Annotated in this window: 27 protein-coding genes; 17 read left to right on the plus strand and 10 right to left on the minus strand. The window is 73.8% G+C overall.

Annotated elements, in window-relative coordinates; translation table 11 throughout:
* Positions 1–58: 58 nt before the first annotated feature.
* A complete protein-coding gene (locus PH191_RS25420) occupies positions 59–1216 on the minus strand; it encodes a glycosyltransferase family 4 protein (RefSeq protein ID WP_274197421.1) in 1158 nt (385 codons plus the stop codon).
* A 356-nt stretch (positions 1217–1572) separates the two neighbouring features.
* Here PH191_RS25420 and PH191_RS25425 point away from each other — a divergent pair, with 356 nt between their 5' ends.
* The 3 genes from PH191_RS25425 to PH191_RS25435 all read left to right on the plus strand — a co-directional run bounded on the left by PH191_RS25425 (position 1573) and on the right by PH191_RS25435 (position 4815).
* Positions 1573–2409: an SAM-dependent methyltransferase gene (locus PH191_RS25425; RefSeq protein WP_274197422.1), complete on the plus strand. Its 837-nt coding sequence runs from the start codon at positions 1573–1575 to the stop codon at positions 2407–2409.
* Positions 2410–2696: 287 nt separating this feature from the next.
* Positions 2697–3077 (plus strand): transglycosylase family protein, encoded by a 381-nt coding sequence (locus PH191_RS25430; RefSeq protein WP_274197423.1) that lies wholly within the window; start codon positions 2697–2699, stop codon positions 3075–3077.
* A 94-nt stretch (positions 3078–3171) separates the two neighbouring features.
* Positions 3172–4815: an FAD-binding dehydrogenase gene (locus PH191_RS25435; protein ID WP_274197424.1), complete on the plus strand. Its 1644-nt coding sequence runs from the start codon at positions 3172–3174 to the stop codon at positions 4813–4815.
* A 64-nt stretch (positions 4816–4879) separates the two neighbouring features.
* On the opposite strand, the gene PH191_RS25440 is transcribed toward PH191_RS25435, so the two are convergent.
* Positions 4880–5326: a hypothetical protein gene (locus PH191_RS25440; protein ID WP_274197425.1), complete on the minus strand. Its 447-nt coding sequence runs from the start codon at positions 5324–5326 to the stop codon at positions 4880–4882.
* 79 nt (positions 5327–5405) lie between these two features.
* Here PH191_RS25440 and PH191_RS25445 point away from each other — a divergent pair, with 79 nt between their 5' ends.
* The gene (locus PH191_RS25445; protein ID WP_274197426.1) at positions 5406–6398 is read left to right on the plus strand and encodes an aldo/keto reductase; all 993 of its coding nucleotides are present in this window, start codon (positions 5406–5408) and stop codon (positions 6396–6398) included.
* Positions 6399–6437: 39 nt separating this feature from the next.
* On the opposite strand, the gene PH191_RS25450 is transcribed toward PH191_RS25445, so the two are convergent.
* Positions 6438–7511, minus strand: coding sequence for an alpha/beta hydrolase (locus PH191_RS25450; protein ID WP_274197427.1), 1074 nt, complete (start codon positions 7509–7511; stop codon positions 6438–6440).
* A 74-nt stretch (positions 7512–7585) separates the two neighbouring features.
* Positions 7586–7864 carry a DUF3253 domain-containing protein gene (locus PH191_RS25455; RefSeq protein WP_274197428.1) on the minus strand — a complete coding sequence of 93 codons (279 nt, stop codon included), beginning with the start codon at positions 7862–7864 and terminating at the stop codon, positions 7586–7588.
* Between the two features lie 83 nt (positions 7865–7947).
* Between PH191_RS25455 and PH191_RS25460 the strand changes: the two genes are divergently transcribed.
* Complete coding sequence (locus tag PH191_RS25460) at positions 7948–8382, plus strand: SRPBCC family protein (RefSeq protein WP_274197429.1); 435 nt, start codon at positions 7948–7950, stop codon at positions 8380–8382.
* Positions 8383–8405: 23 nt separating this feature from the next.
* Here the strand turns inward: PH191_RS25460 and PH191_RS25465 are convergent, their stop codons facing one another.
* Positions 8406–9602: a CaiB/BaiF CoA transferase family protein gene (locus PH191_RS25465; RefSeq protein WP_274197430.1), complete on the minus strand. Its 1197-nt coding sequence runs from the start codon at positions 9600–9602 to the stop codon at positions 8406–8408.
* Positions 9599–10093 carry a flavin reductase family protein gene (locus PH191_RS25470; protein ID WP_274197431.1) on the minus strand — a complete coding sequence of 165 codons (495 nt, stop codon included), beginning with the start codon at positions 10091–10093 and terminating at the stop codon, positions 9599–9601. The genes PH191_RS25465 and PH191_RS25470 overlap by 4 nt, the downstream gene beginning before the upstream one ends.
* Positions 10094–10325: 232 nt before the next feature.
* On the opposite strand from PH191_RS25470, the gene PH191_RS25475 reads away from it, so the two are divergent.
* The 9 genes from PH191_RS25475 (at position 10326) to PH191_RS25515 (ending at position 17731) form a co-directional block, all read left to right on the plus strand.
* Positions 10326–11519: an FAD-dependent monooxygenase gene (locus PH191_RS25475; protein WP_274197432.1), complete on the plus strand. Its 1194-nt coding sequence runs from the start codon at positions 10326–10328 to the stop codon at positions 11517–11519.
* Positions 11516–12385, plus strand: coding sequence for a dioxygenase family protein (locus PH191_RS25480; RefSeq protein ID WP_274197433.1), 870 nt, complete (start codon positions 11516–11518; stop codon positions 12383–12385). Before PH191_RS25475 ends, PH191_RS25480 begins: the two co-directional genes overlap by 4 nt.
* 3 nt (positions 12386–12388) lie before the next feature.
* Positions 12389–13339 carry a LysR family transcriptional regulator gene (locus tag PH191_RS25485; protein ID WP_274197434.1) on the plus strand — a complete coding sequence of 317 codons (951 nt, stop codon included), beginning with the start codon at positions 12389–12391 and terminating at the stop codon, positions 13337–13339.
* A gap of 13 nt (positions 13340–13352) precedes the next feature.
* Positions 13353–14453 (plus strand): mandelate racemase/muconate lactonizing enzyme family protein, encoded by a 1101-nt coding sequence (locus tag PH191_RS25490; RefSeq protein WP_274197435.1) that lies wholly within the window; start codon positions 13353–13355, stop codon positions 14451–14453.
* An 80-nt stretch (positions 14454–14533) separates the two neighbouring features.
* Positions 14534–14815, plus strand: coding sequence for a muconolactone Delta-isomerase (catC, locus tag PH191_RS25495; RefSeq protein WP_274197436.1), 282 nt, complete (start codon positions 14534–14536; stop codon positions 14813–14815).
* Between the two features lie 52 nt (positions 14816–14867).
* The gene (gene pcaD, locus PH191_RS25500) at positions 14868–15632 is read left to right on the plus strand and encodes a 3-oxoadipate enol-lactonase (protein WP_274197437.1); all 765 of its coding nucleotides are present in this window, start codon (positions 14868–14870) and stop codon (positions 15630–15632) included.
* Positions 15629–16435 carry a CoA transferase subunit A gene (locus tag PH191_RS25505; RefSeq protein ID WP_274197438.1) on the plus strand — a complete coding sequence of 269 codons (807 nt, stop codon included), beginning with the start codon at positions 15629–15631 and terminating at the stop codon, positions 16433–16435. Before pcaD ends, PH191_RS25505 begins: the two co-directional genes overlap by 4 nt.
* A 1-nt stretch (position 16436) precedes the next feature.
* Positions 16437–17099 carry a CoA transferase subunit B gene (locus PH191_RS25510; protein WP_274197439.1) on the plus strand — a complete coding sequence of 221 codons (663 nt, stop codon included), beginning with the start codon at positions 16437–16439 and terminating at the stop codon, positions 17097–17099.
* Positions 17100–17284: 185 nt separating this feature from the next.
* Positions 17285–17731: a hypothetical protein gene (locus tag PH191_RS25515; RefSeq protein ID WP_274197440.1), complete on the plus strand. Its 447-nt coding sequence runs from the start codon at positions 17285–17287 to the stop codon at positions 17729–17731.
* Here PH191_RS25515 and PH191_RS25520 read toward each other — a convergent pair.
* Together PH191_RS25520 and PH191_RS25525 are read right to left on the minus strand one after the other, a co-directional pair.
* Positions 17728–19731 (minus strand): acetoacetate--CoA ligase, encoded by a 2004-nt coding sequence (locus tag PH191_RS25520; protein WP_274197441.1) that lies wholly within the window; start codon positions 19729–19731, stop codon positions 17728–17730. The two genes, PH191_RS25515 and PH191_RS25520, sit on opposite strands and share 4 nt — an antisense overlap.
* A 16-nt stretch (positions 19732–19747) precedes the next feature.
* Positions 19748–20395 (minus strand): class I SAM-dependent DNA methyltransferase, encoded by a 648-nt coding sequence (locus PH191_RS25525; RefSeq protein WP_274197442.1) that lies wholly within the window; start codon positions 20393–20395, stop codon positions 19748–19750.
* 184 nt (positions 20396–20579) lie between these two features.
* On the opposite strand from PH191_RS25525, the gene PH191_RS25530 reads away from it, so the two are divergent.
* The 3 genes from PH191_RS25530 (at position 20580) to PH191_RS25540 (ending at position 23227) form a co-directional block, all read left to right on the plus strand.
* On the plus strand, positions 20580–21683 hold the full coding sequence (locus PH191_RS25530; protein WP_274197443.1) for an MFS transporter: 1104 nt from the start codon (positions 20580–20582) through the stop codon (positions 21681–21683).
* Positions 21684–21758: 75 nt separating this feature from the next.
* Positions 21759–22187 carry a CBS domain-containing protein gene (locus tag PH191_RS25535; protein WP_274197444.1) on the plus strand — a complete coding sequence of 143 codons (429 nt, stop codon included), beginning with the start codon at positions 21759–21761 and terminating at the stop codon, positions 22185–22187.
* Between the two features lie 71 nt (positions 22188–22258).
* Positions 22259–23227: an aldo/keto reductase gene (locus tag PH191_RS25540; protein WP_476294612.1), complete on the plus strand. Its 969-nt coding sequence runs from the start codon at positions 22259–22261 to the stop codon at positions 23225–23227.
* A gap of 71 nt (positions 23228–23298) precedes the next feature.
* Here PH191_RS25540 and PH191_RS25545 read toward each other — a convergent pair whose 3' ends face one another.
* Positions 23299–24465, minus strand: coding sequence for a macrolide family glycosyltransferase (locus tag PH191_RS25545; protein WP_274197446.1), 1167 nt, complete (start codon positions 24463–24465; stop codon positions 23299–23301).
* Positions 24466–24715: 250 nt separating this feature from the next.
* Positions 24716–25807, minus strand: coding sequence for an ABC transporter ATP-binding protein (locus PH191_RS25550; RefSeq protein WP_274197447.1), 1092 nt, complete (start codon positions 25805–25807; stop codon positions 24716–24718).
* Positions 25808–25832 lie beyond the last annotated feature (25 nt).

Genomic DNA, 25832 nt, shown 5'->3' on the forward strand with positions numbered 1-25832 from the left:
ACGGCCGGGTGTGATGCGGGTGAACTCGGTGCTCCCACTGCCCGCTCGGGCCGCAGGCTCAGGCCGCGCGGGGCGTCTCCGGGGTGCGCGGCAGGGGGGTGTCACCGTGCAGCACGGCGGCGTAGTGCCCCAGCAGCTCCTCGCAGACCGAGGGCCAGGTCCGGTCGGCCACGGCCGCGCGGCCGGCGGCGCCGACGGCCCGCCGGGTGTCCGGGTCGTCGCGCCAGGCGGCGATCCGCCCGACGATCTCCGCCCCGGCCGTCGGCGACGCCGGGTCGTAGAGCCAGCCGGTGCGTCCCGGGGCCACGAGGTCGGCCACCCCGCCCGCGTCCGGCGCGAGCACCGGCAGGCCCGAGGCCTGGGCCTCCTGCACCGCCTGGCAGAAGGTCTCGTGCGGGCCGGTGTGCACGAAGGCGTCGAACGAGGCGTAGGCGCGGGCCAGCTCGGTGCCGCCGCGGAAGCCGAGGAAGTGCGCGGTGGGCAGCAGCTCGCGCAGGCGGGCGCGCGAGGGCCCGTCGCCGACGACGACCACGCGCACGCCGGGCAGGCCCTCGAGGGCCGCCAGCCGCTCGACCTGCTTCTCCGCGGCGAGCCGGCCGACGTAGCCGACGAGCATCTCGCCGTGCGGGGCGAGCTCGGCGCGCAGGTCCTCGTCGCGGCGTCCCGGGTGGAAGCGCGCGGTGTCCACGCCACGTCCCCACCGGTGCACGCGCGGCACGCCGTGCTCGCGCAGCGCGTCCACCGCCCAGCGCGACGGCGCGAGGGTCCGTGCGGCCCCGCTGTGCAGGCGGCGGATCCAGCGCCAGGCCGCCCGCGCGGTCAGCCCGACCCCGTACGACGAGGCGAAGCCGGCGACGTCGGTCTGGTAGACGGCGACGGCCGGCACGTCCAGGCGTCGGGCGACGGTCAGCGCCCGCGCGCCCAGCACGAACGGCGAGGCGAGGTGCACGACGTCCGGGCGGTACTCCGCGAGCGCGGCCCGCACGGCCGGGGTGGGCACGCCGACGGGCAGCGAGTCGACGACGGGCAGGTCCACGGCGGGGACGCGGACGACGGGGACGTCGGGCGCGCCGGGCACCTCGTCGGGGCCCGCACCCGGCGCGATGACCATCGCGCCGTGACCGCGGCGCCGGAGGTGGGCGACCACCTGGAGCACGGAGTTGGTGACGCCGTTGACGGCGGGGAGGAAGGACTCGGTCACGACGGCGACGCGCACGAGCGCACCGTTCCCGGCCCGGGAGCCCCGTCGGCCGACGACGACGTGTCGCCCGTCCTAACACCGACCCAACACTGGGCCCGGGCGTCCGCGCCTCGGTTGTGGGCGGGATCGCTGAAAGTCACTGACGGTCAACAACAGGCCGGACGATGCAGAACCGACGGCGTGTCGTCCCCGCTCACTGCGGCGTGGCGACCACGGAGGGTCGAGATCCCGTCCGGCGCTGGGATGGTCGGGGGAACCACCTGTATTGACAGGCGTCGCCGACTGTCGGCTACTGGACATCTCCGGCGGGCATCGGGCGGCCGCCGGCCCGTCCGTACTGCCCGGACGGGGGCCAGCCGGGAGGGAGGACCGTGGTCGTCGACCCCTTCCCGCGCCGCCTCACCACGTCGGCCCCCCGCGTCCCGGACGTCGACCGCCCGAGCTCGGCCCGGGTCTACGACTTCCTGCTCGGCGGGACGTCCCACGGCGCCGTCGACCGGCACCTCGGCCGGGAGATGATCGACGCCGTCCCGCTGGTGATCCCGATCGCGCGCGAGAACCGGTCGTTCCTCCGCCGGGTCGTCACCTACCTCGTGCACGCGGGCATCGACCAGTTCCTCGACCTCGGCTCGGGCATCCCGACCATGGGCAGCACCCACGAGGTCGCCCGTCGCGTCGACCCCGAGGCGCGCGTCGCCTACGTCGACGTCGACCTCGTGGCCGTCGCCCACGGCGAGCTGCTGCTCGGGAGGGAGAAGGGCGTGTCGGTCTCCTGGGCCGACCTGACCCGCCCCGAGACCGTGCTCGGCGCCCCTGGCGTCACCGACGTGCTCGACCTGTCCCGGCCGGTCGGGGTGCTGATGTTCTCGGTGCTCCAGCACGTGCCCGACGCCCAGGACCCCGCCGGGGTGGTCGCCGGCTACGTGTCCCGGGTCGTGCCGGGGAGCGCGCTGGCGGTCTCCCACCTCTCCGGGGACGACCCCCGCGTCGACATGGAGGCGCTGCGGGCGCTCAGCGGCGCCTACCCGCGGGGCGAGGTGACCTACCGGTCGGCGGCCGAGCTCGCGGCCATGGTCCAGGGGGTCGACCTCGTCGAGCCAGGCCTCGTCTACGCGGCGCAGTGGCGACCGGAGCCCCGCCGTTCCGGCCAGCCCGAGGGCGAGCTCTGCTGCGGGCACCGCGCGGCCGTCGGGTTCGTCCCGGGCTGAGCGATCGCGACCGGCACCCGTCAAACACGGTTCGGCCCGATGCCGTAGCGGCTCGACGCACCGTTCGGAGCAACGGTTGACGGCCCCGACTAGGCCGTTCGCCGCCCGACGCGGCCTGTCGACCACTCAACGCGACGCAGCGCGGCCCTGCGGTCACGGCTCGTCACAAAAGGTCTCGGTTCGGTTACGGTCCCTGCCGCGTCGTCCCGCTCCCCAGCACCACCCCGGGCGACGTACGGGTCACCTCTCGAGGTCCCGTCCCGCCCTTCGATGAACCGGAGACCCCGATGTCTGGTCGCCACGCCGCCCCGTCCGCCTCCCGCCCCCTGCTCAAGGCCGGGGTCGTCGCCGCCGCCGCGGTCACCGGTCCGCTGGCGATCACCGGCACGGCCATGGCGGCACCCTCGGTCTCGCCCGAGTCGAACGCGACCTGGGACCGCCTCGCCATGTGCGAGAGCACCCAGAACTGGGAGGCCGACACCGGCAACGGCTTCAAGGGCGGCCTGCAGTTCACCGACTCCACCTGGAGCGAGTTCGGCGGCGAGCGCTTTGCCTCCTCGCCCGACGAGGCCTCCCGCGAGCAGCAGATCCGCGTGGCCAAGAAGGTCCAGGACGAGCAGGGCTGGAACGCCTGGCCGACCTGCTCGGAGAAGCTCGGCCTGCAGTAGGAGCGGCACCTCCGGTGCAAGCCCTGCGTCCACGCTTGCACTGAACGCCAGTAAATCCACATCCTCGCTCAGCGGCCCTGACACGATGTCCGGCATGTCCGACGCCGACGTCATCGTCGTCGGGGCCGGCCTGGCCGGTCTCGTCGCCACCGCCGAGCTCGCCGACGCGGGACGCCGGGTGATCCTGCTCGACCAGGAGCCCGAGGCCTCGCTCGGCGGGCAGGCGTGGTGGTCGTTCGGCGGGCTCTTCCTCGTCGACAGCCCCGAGCAGCGCCGGCTGCGCGTCCGCGACTCGTTCGACCTCGCCTGGTCCGACTGGACCTCCAGCGCCGGCTTCGACCGCCCCGACGAGGACCGCTGGGGTCGCGAGTGGGCCCGCGCCTACGTCGAGTGGGCCGCCGGCGAGAAGCGCCCGTGGCTCCACGCCATGGGCGTGCGCTTCTTCCCCGTCGTCGGCTGGGCCGAGCGCGGTGGGGCCTCGGCCACCGGCCACGGCAACTCCGTCCCCCGCTTCCACATCGTCTGGGGCACCGGTCCCGGCATCCTCGAGCCGTTCCTGCGCCGCGTGCAGCAGGCCGTCGACGACGGGCAGGTGACGATCCGCTTCCGCCACCGCGTCGACGCGCTCGCCGTGACGGCCGGCGCGGTGACCGGGGTGTCCGGCATCGTCCTCGAGCCCTCCGGCGTCGCCCGGGGCGAGTCGAGCTCGCGCACGGCGGTCGACACGTTCAGCCTCGCCGCGCCCAGCGTCGTCGTCACCTCCGGCGGCATCGGCGGCGACCACGACGCCGTCCGCGCGGCCTGGCCGGAGCGCCTCGGCCCACCGCCGCAGCAGATGATCTCCGGCGTCCCGGCCCACGTCGACGGCCGCATGATCGGCATCAGTGAGGACGCCGGCGGCCGCGTCGTCAACCGTGACCGGATGTGGCACTACACCGAGGGGATCGCGAACCACTCCCCCGTGTGGCCGCTGCACGGCATCCGGATCCTGCCCGGGCCGTCGTCACTGTGGTTCGACGCGGAGGGCCACCGTCTGCCCGCGCCGCTGTGGCCCGGCTTCGACACGCTCGCGACGCTCGAGCACATCCGGCGCACCGGGCACGACCACACGTGGTTCGTGCTGACCCAGCGGATTCTCGAGAAGGAGTTCGCCCTCTCCGGCTCCGAGCAGAACCCCGACTTCACCGGCCGCGACATCCGTCTGACCCTTCAGCGCGTCCGCCCCGGGCCCACCGATCCGGTCGCGGCGTTCCAGCGCTCGGGGGCGGACTTCGTGCAGGCCGACGACCTGCCCACCCTCGTCGACCGCATGAACGCCCTCACCCCGACGCCGCTGCTGGACGCGGCGAACGTCGAGCGCGAGGTCCTCGCCCGCGACGCCGAGCTCGCGAACCCGTACGGCAAGGACGGCCAGCTCGCCGCCGTCCGCAACGCCCGCGCCTACCTCGGCGACCGGCTCGTCCGCACGGCGCCGCCGCACCGGATCCTCGACCCCGCCGCCGGACCGCTCGTCGCGGTCAAGCTGCACATCCTGACGCGCAAGACGCTCGGCGGGCTGTGGACGGACCTCGACGGCCGCGTGCTGCGCGCCGACGGATCCCCGCTGCCGGGGCTGTACGCCGCGGGCGAGGCCGCGGGCTTCGGTGGCGGCGGGGTGCACGGCTACCGGTCGCTCGAGGGGACGTTCCTCGGCGGCTGCCTGTTCTCGGGACGTCAGGTGGGACGCGCGCTGGCCTGAGCGCGCGTCATGATCGACGCGGCTTTCCTGGCGTCGAGTGCAAGCGTGGACGCAGGGCTTGCACTCAGCGAGTGACCCGCCGGCGGCGCTGCAGCAGGAGCATCGCCGCGACGATCACGAGCAGCACCGCCGCACCGCCCAGGACGCGCAGGGTGGTGGCGCCCGAGCCGGTGTCGGCGACGGTGAGCGTCGCGGTGAGCGGGCGGCCCCCGCAGGTCGCGGTCACCGTGACCGGACCCGGTGCGGCGTCGGCGGCGACGGTCAGGGTCGACGACACCGACCAGGGCTGGTGGCCCTCGGGGTCGCGTTCCCACGGGCCGCCCGTGACCCCGGGCCCGCCGGCGGGGGTCGTCTCCGGCTCCTCGCAGCCCATCTGCGCGGCGACGGTGGCGCCGGGCGCGACCGGGGCGCCGTCGCCGATCACCAGACCGGGGTCGGCCAGCGCCGTCCCCGCCCCCAGCGACAGGAAGGCCACCACCAGCATCGTCAGCACCAGGCGCACACCGGTCACCGTGCCACCCGGAGCGCGTCCGGTGGGCCAGCGCCACCGCACACGTTCAGGGCACCGTCACCCGGGGCAGCCAGCGCCCATGGAGCAACGCACTCTCGGCAGCCAGGGCCTGCGCGTGTCCGCGCTCGGCCTGGGTTGCATGGGCATGACCTTCGCCTACGGCGGCCAGGACGACACCGAGTCGCGCGCGACGATCGAGCGCGCGCTCGAGCTGGGCGTCACCTTCCTCGACACCGCGGACATGTACGGCCCGCACACCAACGAGGAGCTCCTCGGCTCGGTGCTCTCCGGACGGCGCGACGAGGTCACCCTCGCCACCAAGTTCGGCAACGAGATCGGCGCCGACGGCAAGGGCACCGGGCGCGTCAACGGGCGCCCCGACTACCTGCGCGGCCAGATCGACGGATCGCTGCGACGCCTCGGCACCGACCACGTCGACCTCTACTACCAGCACCGCGTCGACCCCGACGTCCCGATCGAGGAGACCTGGGGCGCGCTCGGCGAGCTCGTCGACGCCGGCAAGGTGCGCTACCTCGGCATCTCCGAGGCGGCGCCGGAGACCATCCGCCGCGCCCACGCCACCGCCCCGATCAGCGCCGTGCAGACCGAGTACTCGCTGTTCACCCGGGACGTCGAGGACGACGGCGTCCTCGCGACGTGCCGCGAGCTGGGCATCGGCTTCGTGCCGTACAGCCCGATCGGCCGCGGCTTCCTGTCCGGCACGATCCGCTCGACCGACGACCTCCCCGAGGGCGACTGGCGCCGCAACTCGCCCCGCTTCCAGGGCGAGGCGCTCCAGGCGAACCTGCGGGTGCTCGACGAGGTCAACGCGCTCGCCGAGCGCAAGGGCGTCTCGCCGACCCAGCTCGCGCTCGCGTGGGTGCTCGCGCAGGGTGACGACATCGTCCCGATCCCGGGCACCAAGCGCCGCCGCTACCTCGAGGAGAACGCGGGCGCGGTCGACGTCACCCTGACCGGCGAGGAGCTCGGGGCCATCGAGGAGGTCGCCCCGGTGGGCGTCGCGTCCGGCGAGCGCTACCCCGCCGCCGCGATGGGGATGCTGCGCCGCTGACCCGTGCGCGAAGTTCCCGGCTATGACCGGGAACTTCGCTCACATGGAGTCGGCCATGCGCTCCCGCGTCGTCAGCGCCAGGCCCGCGCGCAGGGCGGAGGCGGCGTCGAGGACGGCGTCGCGGGCGGTCGGGACGATGCCCGCGAACCCCGCGTAGCCGTGCACGAGGCCCGGGAAGCGGCGGGCCACCACGGGCACGCCCGCCGCGCGCAGCGCCCCGGCGAGCTCCTCGCCCTCGTCGCGCAGGGGGTCGAAGCCGGCCGTCGCGACGTAGCAGGGCGGCATGATCCCGAGGTCGTCCACCTCGAGCAGCCCGGTCGGCCGGATCGGCTCGATCCCGTCGGGCAGGTAGTAGCGCTCGAACACCTCGATGTCGACGGTGCGCAGCCCGAAGCCCTCGGCGAAGGTCTCCCGCGAGCCGCCCTGCCGTCCCGCGTCGGTGACCGGGTAGAGCGCGAGCACGAACGACGCCGTCTCGAGGTCGCGGCGGGCGAGCTGGTGCGCCGCGGTCAGCGCGAGGTTCGCGCCCGCCGAGTCGCCGCCGACGGCGACGGTCGTCGCGCGGAACTCGTCGCGGTGGGTCAGCACGTGGTGCAGCGCCGACGCCGCGTCGGCGAGGCCCGCCGGGAACGGGTGCTCGGGGGCGAGCCGGTACTCGACCGACAGCACCCGGACGCCCGCCTGGTGCGCCAGCGCCCGGCACAGCGGCGCGCTCGAGGCGATGCTGCCGAGCGCGAACCCGCCGCCGTGGAAGTGCACGAGCAGGCCGGACGGGGCGTCGCCCACCTCGGCCGGCTCGTAGAGGCACGCCGACAGGGCACCCGGCACATCGCGGCCGGGGCCCGCGGGGACGGGGACGGTGGTCGGGCGCGCCGCCACCCCGGACGTCGTGGCCACGGACAGCGCGGCCGCCTCATCGGTCGCGCGGCGCTGGTCGACGAGCGACGGCTCCTCACCCCGGGCGAGCAGGCCGAGCAGACGCAGCACCACCTGCACGTCGAGGTCGAGGGTCTGGCCGTCGCGGGTGATCTCGGGGCCGGCCAGCCGCCTCCTGAGGGGACGGGGGAGCGCGAGGAGGGCGGCCAGGACGCGCCGCAGCACACGGAACACCACGCCGGGAGCCTAGGGGCGGGCGACGATCACGGCTGGTCCGCGGCCCGAGATGGGGGATTTCCTGACTTTGGGTGTCAGCCTGGTCCCCAGGCTGACGCACCGCCGCCCGCCCGACGCAGCCGCACCGGACCACGGGCGGTGGCGGGATCGACGACGCTGCCGCGCTGGGTCATCTCGACCGTCCCGTCGCCGACGAGCCGCGCGGCGACGGCGCGGGCGTCGGGCATCAGGTCGCGCCACGACTCCGGGTCGACGCGCCGCGCGGCCTCCGACGGGCAGATGGTCGCGCCGTCGGTCCGCTGGTCGAGCAGTCCCACGATCGCATCGGCGAGAGCCCGCTCGGTGTCAGCCACGCCACCGGATACCCATCCGCACGGGCGGGTACCGGGCAGTGGACGCGCGATGGCACCCCTGCTCCGTCGCCGGAGGGAGTGTCGTGAGCGCACCGGTGACGAGGACCGTGGAGATCGCCGCGCCCGTGCCCCGGGTGATCGAGGTGATCTCCGATCTGGAGAACACCGATCGCTGGGCCAACGAGGCGAAGTCGGCGAAGGTCCAGGAGCACGACGAGCAGGGCCGGCCCACCCGGATCGTGGTGACCCTCGGCGCGCTGACGTTCACGACGACGGCCACCTACACCGTGGCCTACACCGACTCGTCGGTCACGCTGACCTGCGTCGACGCGAAGCTGATCCGCGAGAGCACGATCGCCTACACCGCGACCGACGCCGGCGACGGGAACACCCACCTCGAGATGGCCTCGACGATGGAGGTCACCGTCAAGGGCGTCCCGCGCTGGGGCCTGGAGCGCGCGATGGGCTCGAGCGCCGAGAAGAACCTGCAGTCGATCAAGAAGGACGCTGAGGGCTAGCACTCACGTGGGCCGCCGGCCCCTCAGATCGTCTTCTCGTCGGCCATCGCCGCGATCTCGTCCCCCGAGAGCCCCAGCTCGCCGAAGACCTCGGCGTTGTGGTGCCCGGGCACCGGCGGGCCCGCCCAGCGCACCGACCCCGGGGTGGCCGAGAACGTCGGCACGACGCCCGGTCCCAGCACGTCCTCGTCGAACCGCTCGTCGTGGTGCTCGACGAGCATCCCGCGCGCCCGGAACTGCGGGTCGGCGACGACCTCGGCCGCGGTGTTGATCGGCCCGCAGATGACGCCGGCCTCGTCGAGCACGCGCCGCACCTCGTCGGCGGGCAGCGAGGAGACCCAGGCGCCGACGATCTCGTCGAGCTCGTCCTGGTGCACCCCGCGGGCGCGGTGGTCGGCGTAGCGGGGGTCGTCGGCGAGCTCCGGTCGTCCCATCGCCCCGCAGAGCCGACGGAACACCGTGTCCTGGTTGGCGGCGACCACGAGCCACAGCCCGTCGCCGGTCCGGTAGACGTTCGACGGCGCGATCCCCTCGAGCCGTGTGCCGCCGGGCTGGCGGACCCGGCCGAGCTTGTCGTACTCCGGGATCACCGACTCGAGCACCGACAGGCACGCCTCGGTGAGCGCGACATCGACGACCTGGCCCTCACCGGTCACCGACCTGCGGTGCAGCGCGGCGAGCACGCCCTGGACGGCGACCATCCCCGCCAGCGAGTCGCCCAGCGAGATCGCCATCCGCGGCGGCGCCTCCCCCGGGTAGCCGTTGATGTACCGCAGACCCGAGAGCGCCTCGGCCACCGACGCGTAGCCGGCCTTGTCCGCGTACGGCCCGGTCTGCCCGTAGCCCGACACCCGGGCGAGCACGAGCCCCGGGTTCACCGCGGACAGCCGGTCCCAGCCGAGGTTCCAGCGCTCGAGGGTGCCGGGACGGAAGTTCTCGACGACGACGTCGGCGCCCTCGACGAGACGCAGGAAGAGCTCCTGGCCCCGCTCGGCGCGCAGGTCGAGGGTGATGCAGCGCTTGTTGCGGGCGTGGACGGTCCACCACAGCCGGTGGCCCCGGTAGGACTCCTGGCCCCAGTCGCGCATGGGGTCCTGGCCGCCCGGCGGCTCGATCTTGACGACGTCGGCGCCGTAGTCGGCGAGCAGCCGCCCCGCGAAGGGGCCGGCGACGATCGTGCCGAGCTCGAGGACCCGGACGTCGTCGAGGGGTCCGCTCACCCGCCCGCCCCGGCGGGGCTGGTGCGCGCGTAGCCGCCGCGGTGGAACACCAGCGGCGGGCTCCCGGGCGCGCCGAGATCGTGCACCGCGCCGACGACGATGAGGTGGTCGCCGCCGTCGTGCACGTCGTGCAGCGTGCAGTCGATCCACGCGGTCGCCCCGCCGAGGATCGGCGAACCCAGGCCGGAGGGGCGCCACTCGACGCCGGCGAACTTGTCGCCGCCCGAGACCGCGAAGGTCGTCGAGAGCTCCTCCTGCTCCTCCGAGAGCACGTTGACGACGAACCGGCCCGTCGCCTCGATCTTCGGCCAGCTCGACGAGGAGCGGCCCGGCAGCACGAGCACCAGCGGTGGATCGAGCGAGAGCGAGGAGAACGACTGACACGTGAAGCCTGCCGGCCCGTCCGGGGTCGTGCCGGTGACGATCGTGACGCCGCTGGGGAAGTGCCCCAGCACCTGGCGCATCGTCGAGGAGTCCGTGCCCTCGCTCATGTCCTGCCCTCCCGATCGGTGCCGCGCTGCGGACGACCCCGCCGACGGTATTGCTCCCGCGAGCACGCGGCACATCGTCCGTGGCGTCGCTCTCTCCGCGGCGCCCGGTCTGCTGGCCGCCGATTGAGACGTGCAGCAGCTCAATCGATCTGTATTTGCCCCTTTCTCGTCCGGGATGGCCCTGTCACGCTCGACAACAGACGTTCGGAGCGGAGCGGAGGCGAAGCACGACATGACCCGTGTCGTCGTCGCAGGAGCCGGGATCGGCGGCCTCACCCTCGGCATCGCGCTGGCCCGCGCAGGGGTGGAGGTCGACCTCTACGAACAGGCCGACGAGCTGCGCGAGGTGGGCGCGGCCGTCGCGCTGTCGGCCAACGGCACCCGCGAGCTCTACCGTCTCGGCGTCGGGGAGGCCCTCGACGCGGTCTCCACCCAGCCCACCGAGCTGATCTACCGCGACGGCCGCAGCGGGGTGCGGATCGCCGCGCACCCGGGTGCCGGCGCCTACCGCGAGCGCTTCGGCGCGCCCTACTGGGGCGTGCACCGCGTCGACCTGCAGCAGACGCTCGCGGCCGCGTTCACGGCGGCGGCGGCGGGCGAGGAGCACCTGCACCTCGGGCGGGCCGTCACGGCCGTCGACGCCGAGGCCGGCACCCTCACCCTCGCCGATGGCGCGCAGGTCGCGGGCGACGTCGTCGTCGGCGCCGACGGCGTGCACTCGACGGTGCGCGACGCCGTCACCGGACCCGACTCGGGGCCCGTCTACTCGGGCACCAGCGCCTTCCGCGGCCTCGTGCCCGTCGACGCGCTGCCGAGCCTGCCCGACCCGCACGCGATCCAGTTCTGGGCCGGGCCGGACGCGCACCTCCTGCACTACGCGCTGGGTCGCGACGACGACACCGTCAACTTCTTCGCCGTGCTCTGCGGCCCGGCCACCTGGGAGGGCGGCAACCGCCCGGCCCCGGAGGACGAGCTGCTCGACGGCTTCGCCGGCTGGCACCCCGCGGTGCGCGAGATGCTCGCCGCGGTGCCGCAGAGCCCCCGCTGGCCGCTGCTCTCCCAGCCGGCCCTGACGCGCTGGACGCGCGGGCGGACGGTCCTGATCGGCGACGCCGTCCACGCGATGCTGCCCCACCACGGGCAGGGCGCGAACCAGTCGATCGAGGACGCGGTGACGCTGGCCCGGCTGCTCGTGCACCGCGATCCCGCCGACGCCCTGGCCGCCTATCCCCGGCTCCGGCGGGCCCGCACGCGCGCGGTCGCCGCGAGCGCCTGGGAGACCGGCACCCTGCTCCACCTCGCCGACGACCACCCGCGGATCGCCGAGCGCGACAAGCGCTTCGCCGGCTACGCGACCGACAACGCCTGGGTCCACGACCACGACGTCGCCGACCCGTCCACCACCACCCTCAAGAGGACGCGATGACCGCCACTTCCGACCAGTCCGTCTCCGACGCCGTCACCGCCGGCGCGCACGCCACCGAGATCGCCCGCTCCGGGGCGTCCAACCTGCGCGGCGCCGCGGGCGGCGGGGCCGACCCCGCCCGCGTCTCCGCCGTCGTCAGCGCCGCCCTCGAGGGCATCCGCGCCGCCATCCGCGACCACGAGGTCACCTACGAGGAGTTCGACGCCTTCAAGCAGTGGCTGATCGCGGTCTCCGACACCGGCGAGTGGCCGCTGTTCCTCGACGTCTACCTCGAGTTCGAGGTCGAGAAGGTCGCCGCGGCGACCCAGCAGGGCTCGATCGGCACCATCCTCGGCCCGTTCTGGCTCGACGGGCAGGCCCAGCTCGACTCGCCCGCCACGCTGCCGATGCGCGACGACGAGCCGGGCACCCCGATGATCCTCGCGGGGCAGGTCACCTCCACCGACGGCACGCCGCTGGCCGGCGCCAAGGTCGACATCTGGCACACCGACTCCGACGGCTGGTACTCCGGCTTCGCCGCGAAGCCGCCGGCCGGGAACCTGCGCGGCGTCGTGCGCTGCGACGACCAGGGCCGCTTCGAGATCCACACCCGCAAGCCGGCGCCGTACACGATCCCCCTCGACGGGCCCACCGGGCAGATGACCCAGGCCGCCGGCTGGAGCCCGTGGCGCCCCGCCCACATCCACCTGCTCGTCACCGCACCCGGGCACCGCACCCTGACCAGCCAGCTGTTCTTCACCGGCGACCCCTACCTCGGCAACGACGTCGCCTCGGCCGACAAGCCCGAGCTCACCCTCGACCCGCAGCCCACCGGCCACGGTGACCAGGTGCGTTCCGATCGCGACTTCGTGCTGGAGCCGGAGTAGGCGATGGAGACGCGCCAGCTGCGCTACTTCGTCGCGGTCGCCGAGACCCGGCACTTCGGGCGGGCGGCCGAGGCGCTGCGCATCGCCCAGTCGCCGCTGTCCCAGGCGATCCGGCAGCTGGAGTCGCAGCTCGGCGCGCCGCTGTTCGAGCGCACGACACGCCGGGTGGACCTCACCGCCGCCGGCGAGGCCCTGCTGCCCGAGGCGGTGCGCATCCTCGCCTCGGTCGACGCGGCCCGCGACCAGGTGGGCCGCGTCGCGGCGGGGGCCCTCGGACGGCTGCGGGTCGGGGCGACGGGCCTCGCGACGTACCGGCACGTCCCGGAGCTGGTCCGGCGGCTGACCGCCGAGCTGCCCGGCCTCGCGCTGACGTTCACCACCGACATGCTCACGCCGGGCCTGGAGATGGCCCTGGCGGAGCACCGCATCGACCTCGCGGTCCTGCGCCCGCCGGTGTCCGACCCGGGGCTCGACCACCATCTGCTCGCCCGCGAGCACCTGGTGCTGGCCGTCCCGTCCGGGCATCGGCTCGCGGGCAGCGAGGGACGCCCCGCCTGCGTGGAGAGCAGCGAGGGACGCCCTCGCTCCTCGCGCCCCGTGCTGCTCGCCGACCTCGCCGACGACGACTTCGTCGTCTACGCACCGCCCGGTTCCGTGGTGGGCGAGGCGGCGGCGCGGGCCTGCCGGGCCGCGGGGTTCACGCCCCGGCGCACCCACGAGGCCGACCAGACCTCGATCGTGCTCTCGCTCGTCGCCGCCGGTGTGGGCGTGGCCCTGCTGCCGTCGTCGGTGCTCGCCGTCGCCGTCGAGGGCGTGCGGTACGTCGAGCTCGAGGACCCCGACCCCGTCACCACCGACGTCGCCCTCGCCTGGCGACGCGACGACCCGCAGCCCGCCCTCGCCCGGGCCCTCGCCGTCCTGTGCGGCACGGGCCTGCGACAGGAGACAGCGTGAGGATCCACGCCACATGAAGATCACCACCGTCGAGGCGATCCCCCTCGCCATCCCCTACCGGCGACCCTTCGCCTTCGCCAGCGGCAAGGTCACCGCGGCCGACCACGTCCTCGTGCGGATCACCACCGACGACGGGCTCGTCGGGCACGGCGAGGCGCCGCCGCGGCCCTACACCTACGGCGAGACCGCGGCGTCGATCGTCGCCGCGGTGCGCGACCTGTTCACCCCCGTGCTCGTCGGCGCCGATCCCTTCGCCCGCGAGCGCCTCCGCGCCGACCTGGCCCGCACCGTCGCCAACAACGCCGCCCGCGGCGCGATCGACATCGCGCTCTGGGACCTCGTCGGCCAGGCCTGCGGCCAGCCCGTGCACGTGCTGCTCGGGCACGCCGCCGACGACGTCCGCGTCGCGCACATGATCGGGCTCGGCACGCCGGCGGAGATGGTCGCCGACGCCGTCGAGATGAGCGACGAGTACGGCGTCGACGCGTTCAAGGTCAAGGTCGGCCGGGACCTCTCCCACGACCTCGCCGCGGTGCGGGAGCTGCGCCGCGAGCTCGGCGACGCCGTCGAGCTCTACGCCGACGCGAACCGGGGGTGGGACGCCGACACCGCGATCGTCGCCGCCCGCCGGCTCACCGACTTCCACGTGACCATGCTCGAGGAACCGAATCCCGCCGACGACGTCCTCGGGCGCCGCCGGATCGTGCGCGAGAGCCCGATCCCGATCGTCGGCGACGAGTCGACGATCACCCTGGGCGGCGTCGCCCGCTCGCTGCTCGACGGCGACTCGCAGTCCATCAGCGTCAAGGTCGCGCGCACCGGGTTCACCGACTCCGCCAAGATCGTGGGGCTGTGCGAGGGCCTCGGCGTCACCACGATGATCGGCAACCAGATCGACGGCATGCTCGGCAGCGTCGCCTCCACCGCGCTCGGCTGCGGCCTGCGGGCCCTCGCCCGCCACCCCGTCGAGGTCACGAACCACCTGCTCATGACCGACGACGTCCTCACCGAGCCGCCGGTGATCGCCGACGGCCGCGCGTCGGCCCGCCAGGCGCCGGGCCTGGGCGTCACCATCGACCCCGACAAGCTCGCCCACTACCGCGTCGATCGCTAGACACCTCGCGGTGCAAGCCCTGCGGCTTCGCTTGCACGCAGCGCCGGGAAATCCGCATCCTCGATCCCTCGGAGAACACCGTGCAGTTCCTCGTCCGCATGGAGGTCCGCCTCCCCCACGACATGCCCGCCGAGGTCGCCGACGACCTCCGCGCCCGGGAGAAGGCCCGCGCCCACGAGATCCAGCGCTCCGGCAAGTGGCCCGAGCTGTGGCGGGTGGTCGGGCGCTACGCGAACGTCAGCCGCTTCGACGTCGAGTCCGGCGACGAGCTCCACCAATTGCTCTCGAGCCTGCCGCTCTTCCCATACATGGACGTCGAGGTGACGGCGCTGACCGTCCACCCGTCCAAGCTGGAGTCCTGATGAGCGGAAGCGGGCGGTTCACCGACCACGGCCACCGGGCACGGTGGGGGACGTGAAGCTGCACCACGTCCTCGAGGGTCCCGACGACGGTCCGCCGCTGGTCCTGCTCTGCTCGCTCGGCAGCACGGTCGAGATGTGGGCACCCCAGCGCCGCGAGCTCGCCGACGAGTACCGGGTGATCACGCTCGACACCCGCGGCCACGGCGGCTCGCCCGTGCCCGACGGCCCCTACCGCGTCGAGGACCTCGCCCGCGACGTCCTCGAGACCCTCGACGACCTGGGCGTCGAGCGCGCCGCGTTCGCCGGCGTCTCCCTGGGCGGGGCTATCGCCCAGTGGATCGGGCGCTACGCCCCGGACCGCGCGAGCACCCTCGCCCTGCTCTGCACCTCCGCCCGCTTCGGCGACCCCGAGCCCTGGGTCGAGCGCGCCGCGACGGTGCGCGACGGCGGGACCCAGGCCGTCGCCGACGCCGTCGTCGGGCGCTGGTTCACCGACGACTTCGCGCAGGCGCAGCCCGACACCATCGCCCGCATGCGCGACCTCATCGCGTCCACCCCGGCCGAGGGCTACGCCGGGTGCTGCGAGGCGATCTCCGTGTGGGACGTCGTCGACGAGCTCGGCGCCATCGCCGTCCCGACACTCGTGATCAGTGGCGTCGACGACCCGGCCACACCGCCGGAGCACCAGCAGCTGCTCGCCGACGGCATCCCCGGCGCGCGCCTCGAGTCCGTCACCGGCGCGGCGCACCTGGCGTCGTTCCAGCGCCCCGAGATCGTCACGCCGCTGCTGCGCGAGCACGCGAAGGGAGCACGATGACGATCGACAAGACGGTGGCCTCGGCTGACGAGGCCGTCGCCGACGTCCACGACGGCGCCTCGCTGGCGGTCGGCGGGTTCGGCCTGTCCGGGGTGCCGATCGTGCTCATCGACGCGTTGTCGCGGACCTCGGTGAGCGAGCTGCACGTCGCGTCGAACAACTGCGGCACCGACGGCTGGGGCCTGGGCATCCTGCTCGAGCAGCACCGGATCGCGCGGGTCGTGGCGTCCTACATCGGCGAGAACAAGGAGTTCGGCCGCCAGTACCTGGCCGGCGAACTCGAGGTCGAGCTGACCCCGCAGGGCACGCTGGCCGAGCGCCTGCGCGCCGCCGGCTCGGGCGTGCCGGCGTTCTACACGCCCGCCGGGGTCGGCACCTGGGTCGCCGACGGGGCGATGCCCTGGCGCTACGCCGCCGACGGGTCGGTGGCGGTGTCGTCGCCGCCGAAGGAGGTGCGGGAGTTCGAGGTGCGCCAGGAGGACGGGACGAGTCAGAGGACCCCCTTCGTCCTCGAACGCTCGCTGGTCTGCGACTTCGGCCTGGTGCGCGCGGCGAAGGGCGACCGGCACGGCAACCTCGTGTTCCACCGCTCCGCGCGCAACTTCAACCCGCTCGCCGCGATGGCCGGACGGACGACGATCGCCGAGGTCGAAGAGCTCGTCGAGCCCGGCGAGATCGATCCCGACGACGTCCACGTGCCCGGCATCTTCGTCCACCGCGTCGTGGAGCTGACCGCCGAGCAGGTCGCCAACAAGCACATCGAGAAGCGCACGCTGCGTTCGACTTCTGGGAAGGAGACGTGACATGGCCCTGACCCGCGAGCAGATGGCCGCCCGCGCGGCGCGCGAGCTCACCCACGGCGCCTACGTCAACCTCGGCATCGGGCTGCCCACCCTCATCCCCAACTACATGCCCGACGACGTCGACGTCTTCCTGCACTCGGAGAACGGGCTGCTCGGCGTGGGCCCGTACCCCACCGAGGACGAGGTCGACCCCGACCTCATCAACGCGGGCAAGGAGACGGTCACCGTCAGCCCCGGCGGCTCGTTCTTCGACTCCGCGCTGTCGTTCGGGATGATCCGCGGCGGCAAGGTCGACATCGCGGTCCTCGGGGCCATGCAGGTCGCGGTCAACGGCGACATCGCCAACTGGGCCGTACCCGGCGCGATGATCAAGGGCATGGGCGGCGCGATGGACCTCGTCCACGGCGCGCGGCGCGTGCTCGTGGTGATGGAGCACGTCACCAAGAAGGGCGCGCCCAAGCTCCTCGAGACCTGCGCGCTGCCCCTGACCGGCCGCGGCGTCGTCTCCCGCGTCATCACCGACCTCGCCGTCGTCGACATCACCCCGAACGGCTTCGTCCTGCGCGAGCTCGCCCCCGGCGTCACCACCGACGAGGTCCGCGAGCAGACGGGTGCACCGCTGGCCGACGCCGACGACCTCGCGGAGATGCCCGTCCCGGCCTGACGCCGGTTGATTCGATCTCGTCCGTGGGGGGAGAGTCGCACCAGCACGAGGGTCCGATCCCGTCGCCCGGCCCCTGCGACGGCACCGCGACCCTGTCCCGAACCGCGGACGTGTCCGCACGAGGGTCCGATGACGCCACCACCTCCCCGACCCCGACCCACCCCGGCCGCCCGGCGGGTGATCCCGTGATCACCAGCCGCGACCTGGCCGCGATCCCCCGGGACACCGCCGGCACGCTGGTCGACCGGGTCTGCGCCGACGGGCCCGTCGAGACCGCGCTGCTGAACGGCGCCGGGGTCGTCGTCTGGGTCGACGACGCCTGGGTCGCGTTCTGCCTGGCCAACGGCGGGGACCCGGCGCGGGCCGGGATCGGGTGCTCCTACCTGGCGCTGTGCGACGCCGCGGCGGCCACCGACCGGCACAGCGCGACGGTCGCGTCGGCGATCCGCGCCGCGCTGCGCGGCGACCTCCCCGCCCCGGCCCGGATCGAGGTCCCCTGCGACGCGCCGACGCACCCGCGCGTCTTCGACGTCCTGGTCTCCTCGCGCCGGGACGACCGGGGGTGGGTGCTCGGCGCGACGGTCACCCTGTCGGAGATCGACCCGTCCGACGTCGACGGGGGCCCCACCTAGTCCCGGGCCCGCGCCACCACGTCCTCCAGCGCCTCGGGGTTGCGCAGGGCGTCCTTGCTGACGGCCTTCTCGGGGGCGGTGCCGGCGAGGATGCGTTTCACCGGCACCTCGGACTTCTTGCCGTTGAGCGTGCGCGGGATGTCGTCGACCACCAGGAAGCGGTCGGGGACGTGGCGCGGCGAGAGCTGGCTGCGCAGGGCCTTCTTGAGCTGCGGCGCGACGTCGTCGAACGCCACGCCCTCGCCGAGCACGAGGAAGCACAGCAGCTCGCCGCCCCCGCGGGCGCCCTCGACGCCGGAGGTGTCGATGACCAGCGAGTCGACCACCTCGTCGAAGGACTCGACGACCTCGTAGAACTCCGCGGTGCCCATCCGGACGCCGCCCCGGTTGAGCGTCGAGTCGCTGCGCCCGCGGATGACGAGGGACCCCCGCGGCGTGATCTGGACCCAGTCACCGTGGCGCCAGATGCCGGGGAAGTCCTCGTAGTACGACTCCCGCATCCGGCTGCCGTCGGGGTCGTTCCACAGCATCACCGGCATCGACGGCATGGGCCGGGTGATGACGAGCTCGCCGACCTCGTCGATCACGGGCTCACCGGTGGGATCGAACGACTCGACGGAGGCGCCGAGCGCACGGCAGGAGATCTCACCCCGCCAGACGGGGACGGTGGGGGCCACGCCGACGAACGCCGCGCAGACGTCGGTGCCGCCGGAGACCGACGCGATCTGGATCGTCTCGCCCACCGCGTCCTGCAGCCAGTCGAAGCCCTCCGGCGACAGCGGCGAGCCCGTGGAGCCGACCGAGCGGATCGCGGAGAGGTCGAACGCGTCGCGCGGGCGCAGGCCGGCCTTGAGGCACGACTGCACGAACGACGCCGACGTCCCGAACAGCGTGACGCCCTCGTCGGCGGCCATCCGCCAGAGCACGTCGAGGTCGGGGTGGCCCGGGCTCCCGTCGAAGGCGATCACCGTCGCGCCGACCAGCAGCCCGGAGATGAGCAGGTTCCACATCATCCAGCCGGTGGTGGTGAACCAGAAGAACCGGTCACCGGGCCCGAGGTCGTGCTGCAGGGCCAGCGACGCGAGGTGCTGGACGACGATGCCGCCGTGCGAGTGCACGATCCCCTTCGGCAGCCCCGTGGTGCCCGACGAGTAGAGGATCCACAGCGGGTGGTCGAACGGCACCGGGTCGAACGCGAGCCCGACGTCGGCGTGGTCGGTGAACGAGGCCCAGCCGACGACGTCGTCCCCGTCGGAGGACCAGTCGGCCCACGCCCCCTCGGTGACGTAGTCGATCCCGACCGTGGCGCGCAGCGTCGGGAGCTGCCCGCGCAGCTCGGCGACCGTCGGGCGGATGTCGTAGGACTTGCCGTTGTAGAGGTAGCCGTCGACGACGACGAGCACGGACGGCTCGATCTGGGCGAAGCGGTCCACCACGGCGCGGGCGCCGAAGTCGGGCGAGCACGACGACCACGTCGCCCCCAGCGACGCGGCGCCGAGGAAGGCGACGAGGGTCTCGACGCAGTTCGGGGCGAGGGCCACGACCCGGTCGCCGCGCCCGACCCCGAGCGCCTCGAGCCCGGCCCGGGCGCGGGCGACGTCGGCGCGCAGCTCGCCGTAGGTGCGCTGCTCGCGCCGGCCGTCCTCGCGGAGCGCGACGATCGCGAGGTCGTCGTCGGCGCCGCCCTCGGCGGGGTGCAGCGCGTGCTCGGCGTAGTTGAGGGTGCTGCCCGGGAACCAGCTCGCCCCGGGCATGTCCTCGGAGGCGAGGACCTCGTTCGGGGCCTCGTGGAACCGCACGCCGAGGTGGTCGACGATCGTGCCCCAGAACGCGCGCAGATCGGTGGCGGACCACCGCCACAGGTCCTCGTAGGTCTCGACGGTGACCCCGTGCTCCTGCGCGGCGCGCTCCGCGAACGCGGTGATCCGCGCGTTCCGTACCGTCTCCTCGTCCGGCTGCCAGAGGATCTCGGGTTCCGTGCTGTCGGAGGGGGCGCTCATGGGCACCGTTCTATCCTCAGCGCGCGGTGAGCACCAGCATCCGGGCCTCGACACCGACCCCGGAGCGGTAGGGCGTCACGTCGGCCGACACCAGCTCCGCGACGCCCGCGTCGACGAGCCGGTCGGTCTCCGCGCGGTAGCCGCCGGACTCCCAGACGTCGTCGAGCACCGTGGCGACGATCGTCCCGCCCGGACGGGTCAGCCGGACGAACTCGGCGAGGGCCTCGGGACCGACGTGGCCGTGGGTGAGGGTGCCGACGCAGACGACGGCGTCGTAGGCGTCGGCGGGGGTGGGCAGCGGGCGGGTGAGGTCGGCGGGCTCGAGGGAGCGGTAGGCGCCGGTGGCCCGGGCCCGCTCGAGCATCCCCGGCGAGACGTCCACGCCGTCGACGACCTCGATGCCGCGCTGCGTGAGCGCCGCCCCGACCAGGCCCGTCCCGCACCCGGCGTCGAGCACGGTGATGCCCGTGCCGGCGACGCGGACCAGCGTCTCGGCGGCGAGCTCCGGGGCGACGTAGCCCTGGGCGTCGTCGGCGAGGTCGGCGTCGTACTCCGCGGCCCACTCGTCGTAGAACTCCCGGGCGTCGTCCGGGCCGCGCAGGCCGTAGGCACGCTCGAGGTACGGGTTGCCGCCGGTCGGCGTCGTAGGCTCGTCGGACGTCATGTGCGCCAGTCTTCTACGTGAGCGAAATTCCCGGCTATAGCCGTGAATTCCACTCACGGCCGGAGCTAAGGTCCTGGCCATGCAGAACCGCTTCCGCCGACGCTGACACCCGGCCCCGCCTCCGTCGCGGGTCCCCCGCGGGTTCGGCGCACGGGTCGTCGCCGTCGAGGCGCTCGGCCAGTTCGTGCCGCTCTACCCGCTCTACGCGCTGCTCTTCGCCGACCACGGCCTCTCCGACGCCGCGATCTCGGCGCTGTTCGCGCTGTGGTCGGTGACGACGCTGGTCCTCGAGGTGCCCTCGGGCGCCTGGGCCGACGTGACCTCCCGGCGACGGATGCTCGCCGCGTCCGGAGCCCTCGCCGCGGCCGCCTTCGCCCTGTGGGTGCTGTTCCCGGGCACGTGGGTGTTCGCGCTGGGCTTCGTGCTCTGGGGCGTCGGCACCGCGCTCGGCTCCGGGACGCTCGAGGCGCTGACCTACGACGCCCTCGCCGGCTGGGACGCCGCCGACCGCTACGCGACGCTCATGGGCCGGGCCCGCTCGGGCTACCTCGCGAGCACCCTCGTCGCCACCGCGCTCGCCGCGCCGCTGGTGGAGGTCGGCGGCTACGTCCTGCCCGGTCTCGTCGGGGCCGCCGCGGCGCTGGGCGCCGGCCTCCTGGCGCTCACCCTGCCCGAGGAGTCGCGGGCACCGAGCGCACGGACGACGTCGCGCGACGCCCTCGCCGAGTGGTGGACGACGCTGCGCGACGGCCTCGCCGACGTGTCCCGGACGGCGCTGCTGCGGCGGGCGGTGCTCGTCACGGCGCTGCTCACCGGGTTCATGGCGTTCGACGAGTACCTGCCGCTGCTCGCCGCCGACCGGGGCGCTTCACCGGCGACGGCCGCGCTCGCCCTCGTCGGGGTGGGCGTCGCGGAGACGCTCTGCGTCGCGCTCGCCGGCCGCGTCGCCCGCGCCCGCGGGGCGGCGCTCGGCGTGCTGCTGGCCGTCGCCGCGGTGACGGTCGGCGCGGGCGCGCTGCTGCCGCTCGGGCCCGGGTTCGCGGCGATCGCGCTCGGATGGGGCGTACTGCAGATGCTGCTCGTCGTCGTCGAGACCCGGGTGCAGGACGAGGTGACCGGTGACGCCCGCGCCACCGTCACGTCGGTCGCCGGGCTGGGATCGGAGGGGGTGGCGCTCGGGGTGCTCGCCGTCGTCGGCACCGGGTCGGTCTGGGTCGGCCTGCCGGTGCTCGTGGCCGCGCTCGCGGCGCCGTTGCTGGGAGTGGCGGTGCTCCTGGCGCGGTCGTGACCGTCCGGGTCTGGCCGAACCCGGACGGTCCCTGCCATTCTCGGAACCGTCGCGAACCCGACGAAGGGACCGGCCATGCGCATCGCGGACCTCATCGCGCGCAAGGGATCAGCCGTGCTCACCGTGCCGCCCGACGCCCCGGTGTCGCACCTCCTGGAGGTGCTCGCCGAGCGCAACGTCGGCGCGGCGGTCGTCTGCGAGGGCGACCGACTGGCCGGGATCGTGTCCGAGCGCGACGTGGTGCGCCACCTCCACCGCCGGGGCGCGGGCCTCCTCGACGCACCGGTCTCCGAGATCATGACGACGGTCGTGGCGACGTGCCGGCTCGAGGACGACGTCCAGACGCTGAGCCGCACCATGACCGAGCGGCGGATCCGCCACATCCCGGTGGTCGACGACCAGGAGAGGCTGACAGGGATCGTCAGCATCGGCGACGTCGTGAAGACCCGGATCGACCAGCTCGAGGAGCACCGCGACCAGCTCGAGGCCTACATCTCGGGGTGACCCACACCCCCCGTCCGCCGGACTCGTCCGTCGTTCAACCGCTTCGGGAGCGGGTACGCGACGGGATGGAGATGACGAGACTGGGCAAGACCGAGCTGCAGGTGTCGCGGATCGCGTTCGGCACCTGGCAGGTCTCGGGCGAGTGGGGTTCCTACGACGCCGACCAGGCGCAGCGCGCCATCCGCCACGCCCTCGACCTGGGTGTCAACTTCTTCGACACTGCGCAGGCCTACGGGTTCGGCGAGTCCGAGGAGGTCCTGGCGAACGCGCTGCGCGGCGAGCTGGACCGCGACCGGGACTCGGTGGTGATCGCGACCAAGGGCGGCATCAACCCGGGCACCGACCGGCCGCGGGACTCGCGCCGCGAGTGGCTGCGCTCGGGCGTCGAGTCGTCGCTGACGGCGATGAAGATCGACCACATCGACCTCTACCAGGTGCACTGGCCCGACGAGCAGACGCCGTTCGAGGACACCGCCGGGTACCTGCAGGAGCTCGTCGACGAGGGCAAGATCCGGCACGTCGGCGTGTCGAACTACGACGCCGACCAGATGGCCGCGTTCGACCGTCGCCGCCCGGTGGAGACCCTCCAGCCTCCGTACCACCTGTTCCGCCGCCACATCGAGGACGACGTGCTCCCGTACGTGCGCGAGCACGACATCGGCACGCTCGTGTACTCGCCGCTGGGCTCGGGCCTGCTGACCGGCTCGATGGACGAGAACACGACGTTCGAGGACTCCGACTGGCGCGCGCAGGCCTCGGCGTTCCAGGGCGAGAAGTTCCGGCAGAACCTCGAGGTCGTCGAGCGGCTGAAGGCGTTCGCCGCCGACAAGGGCGTCGAGGTCTCGCAGCTGGCGATCGCCTGGGTGCTCGCGCAGGACGGGATCGACGTCGCGATCGTCGGGGCCCGGTCGGAGAAGAACATCGAGCGCTCGCTGGCCGCGGTCGACGTGTCTCTCTCCGCCGACGACCTCGCCGAGATCGAGAAGATCACCGCCGACGGCGTGCAGGTCACCGGCGCCGCTCCCGAGGGCGTCTCCTGAGCGGAGCCTGATGTCAGCGGAGTGCCGTCGCAGACACTGGACGTCCATGACGGCACTCCGCTGACAGAGCACTACCGCGCGAGCTCCGCCTCCACGACGTCGGCGGCGGCCGGGGCCCCGCCGCCGCGTCGGATCACGTCGCGCTGTTCGGCCAGGCGCGCGGCGACGTCGGGCGAGGACGTGAGCTCCAGCAGGGCCTCCCGGAGCCGGTCGGCGGTGACCTCCTCCGACGGGATCGTCCGCGCCACGCCGAGTGCCTCGAGCATCGCGGCGTTGGCGAACTGGTCGACCGCACGTGGCACCGCGATCATCGGCACGCCCTGGAAGAGCCCCTCGGCGCACCCGCCCATGCCCGCGTGGGTGACGAACGCGCTCGCGCGCCCGAGCACCCCGAGCTGCGGCACCCACCGGTGCGCGGTGACGTTCGGCGGCAGCTCGCCGAGGGCCTCGAGGTCGAGGTGCGGGCCGACCGCCAGCACCACCTCCCACGGCAGCGGGCCGAACGCCTCGGCGCAGGCCCGGAAGTCGTCGGGGTGGTCGTGGTACGCCGAGCCGAAGGAGACGAGGACGAGCGGCCGCGCGGGCTCCGGCCACTCCTCCTGTGCCGCCCGCCGCGCGAGGTCGGGCCCGACGAACGTGTAGATCATCTCGTCGACGCGGTCGGCGAACGGCTGCAGCGCGCGGGGGATCTCGACCATCGAGCGGCGCGGCCGCCCGACGAGCTGCTCGGGCTCGTCGTCGATCCCGGACTCCGCGAGCCACGCCGAGAACCGCGCGAGGTACGCCCGGTACCCCGGCGTCTGCCGGAACGCGAGGTCGTCGGCGAGGTCGGACTCGTACCCGTCCCAGGCGACCATCGCCGGCGAGAGCTGCACCGCGGGGATGCCCCAGCGCCGGGCGAGCACGATCGCCGGATACCCGCCGATGTCGTAGAGCGCGACGTCCGGGACGTCGTCACCCAGCGCCGCCTCGATCTGCGGCAGCGTGTGCACCGCCTCGTCGAGGAACAGCGCGGTGCCGTCGACGGGGTCGGTCGGCCACTGCTCGCCGCGACCCTGGTCCGGCAGTACGGAGGTGTGGACCAGTGGCGTCGCTCCGGTGGCCGCGACCATGTCGGCGAAGGGCGCGGGGATCGCATAGGTGACCCGGTGACCGCGCGCGACGAGCTCGGCGATCACGGGCAGGTGCGGGTGGGTGTGGCCGTGCGCGCCGGCGCCGACCATCAGGACATGAGCCATGGGGGACTCCCAGGAGCAGGGATGGACGAGGGCAGGGCTGAGCCCCGCCGGACCGGGCCGGCGGTGGCGTCACGGCCTCGTCAGCCGTAGAGCTGCTTCTGGATCACGACGCGCACGGTAGGGCGTTCAGCCGAGGGGGCGCGACCGAATTCTCGGCGAGCGACCTCGAGTGCGTGGCCCTATCGGCGTGCTCCCCTTACTCGGACACTCAATGTCTGCGGCGCCACGCCGCTGACATGCCCCGCAGCCCTCAGTCCAGGCGCTCGCCGCTCTCGACGTCGAACACGTGCAGCGCCTCGGCGGTCGGGCGCACCGCGATCGGGTCGCCGAAGCGGACCTTCACGCGGCCGGGGCCCCGGACCACGATCGTGGTGGCGGTGTCCTCGGCGAGGTGGGCGTAGAGGTAGGACTCGCTGCCGAGCTCCTCGACGACGTCGACGACGGCCTTGACCACCGAGGCCGCGTCGGCGTCGGTGCTCTCCAGCACCCAGTCCTCGGGCCGGATGCCGACGGTGAGCTTGTCCCGGGAGCCGGCCGCGTCCGTGACCTCGCGGGTCAGCGGGATCTCGATGCCGCCGAGGGTGACCCCGCTCGACGAGCGCGGCAGCTCGAGCAGGTTCATCGCGGGGGAGCCGATGAACCCCGCGACGAAGGCGTTGGCCGGACGGTCGTAGAGCTCCGGGGGCGTCGCGTACTGCTGCAGCTTGCCGTCGGCGAGCACGGCGACCTTGTCGCCCATCGTCATGGCCTCGACCTGGTCGTGGGTGACGTAGACCGTCGACACCGCCAGGCGGTTCTGCATCTCGGCGATCTGCGCGCGGGTCTGCACGCGCATCTTCGCGTCGAGGTTGGACAGTGGCTCGTCCATGAGGAAGACCTGGGGCTCGCGGACGATCGCCCGGCCCATCGCGACGCGCTGGCGCTGGCCGCCGGAGAGCGCCTTCGGCTTGCGGTCGAGGTACTCGGTGAGCCCGAGCATCTCGGCGGCCTGGCGCACGCGCCGGCCCCGCTCCTCCTTCTCCATCCCGCGCATCTTCAGCGGGAAGGCCATGTTCTCCGCGACCGTCTTCGACGGGTAGAGCGCGTAGTTCTGGAACACCATCGCGATGTCCCGGTCCTTCGGCTGGACGTCGACGACGTCGCGCCCGTTGATGCGCACCGAGCCCGCGTCGATCGGCTCGAGCCCGGCCAGCATCCGCAGCGCCGTCGACTTCCCCGAGCCCGAGGGCCCCACGAGGACGACGAGGTCGCCGTCGGCGACGGTCAGGCTGAGCCGGTCGACCGCCGGCTTCGCGCCGGGGGTGTAGATGCGTGAGGCCTCGTCGAACACCACTTCGGCCATGTCTGAAGACTCCCCTACTCGACCG

This window comes from Actinomycetospora callitridis, from assembly GCF_028737265.1.
GTDB classification, from domain to species: Bacteria; Actinomycetota; Actinomycetes; order Mycobacteriales; family Pseudonocardiaceae; genus Actinomycetospora; species Actinomycetospora callitridis.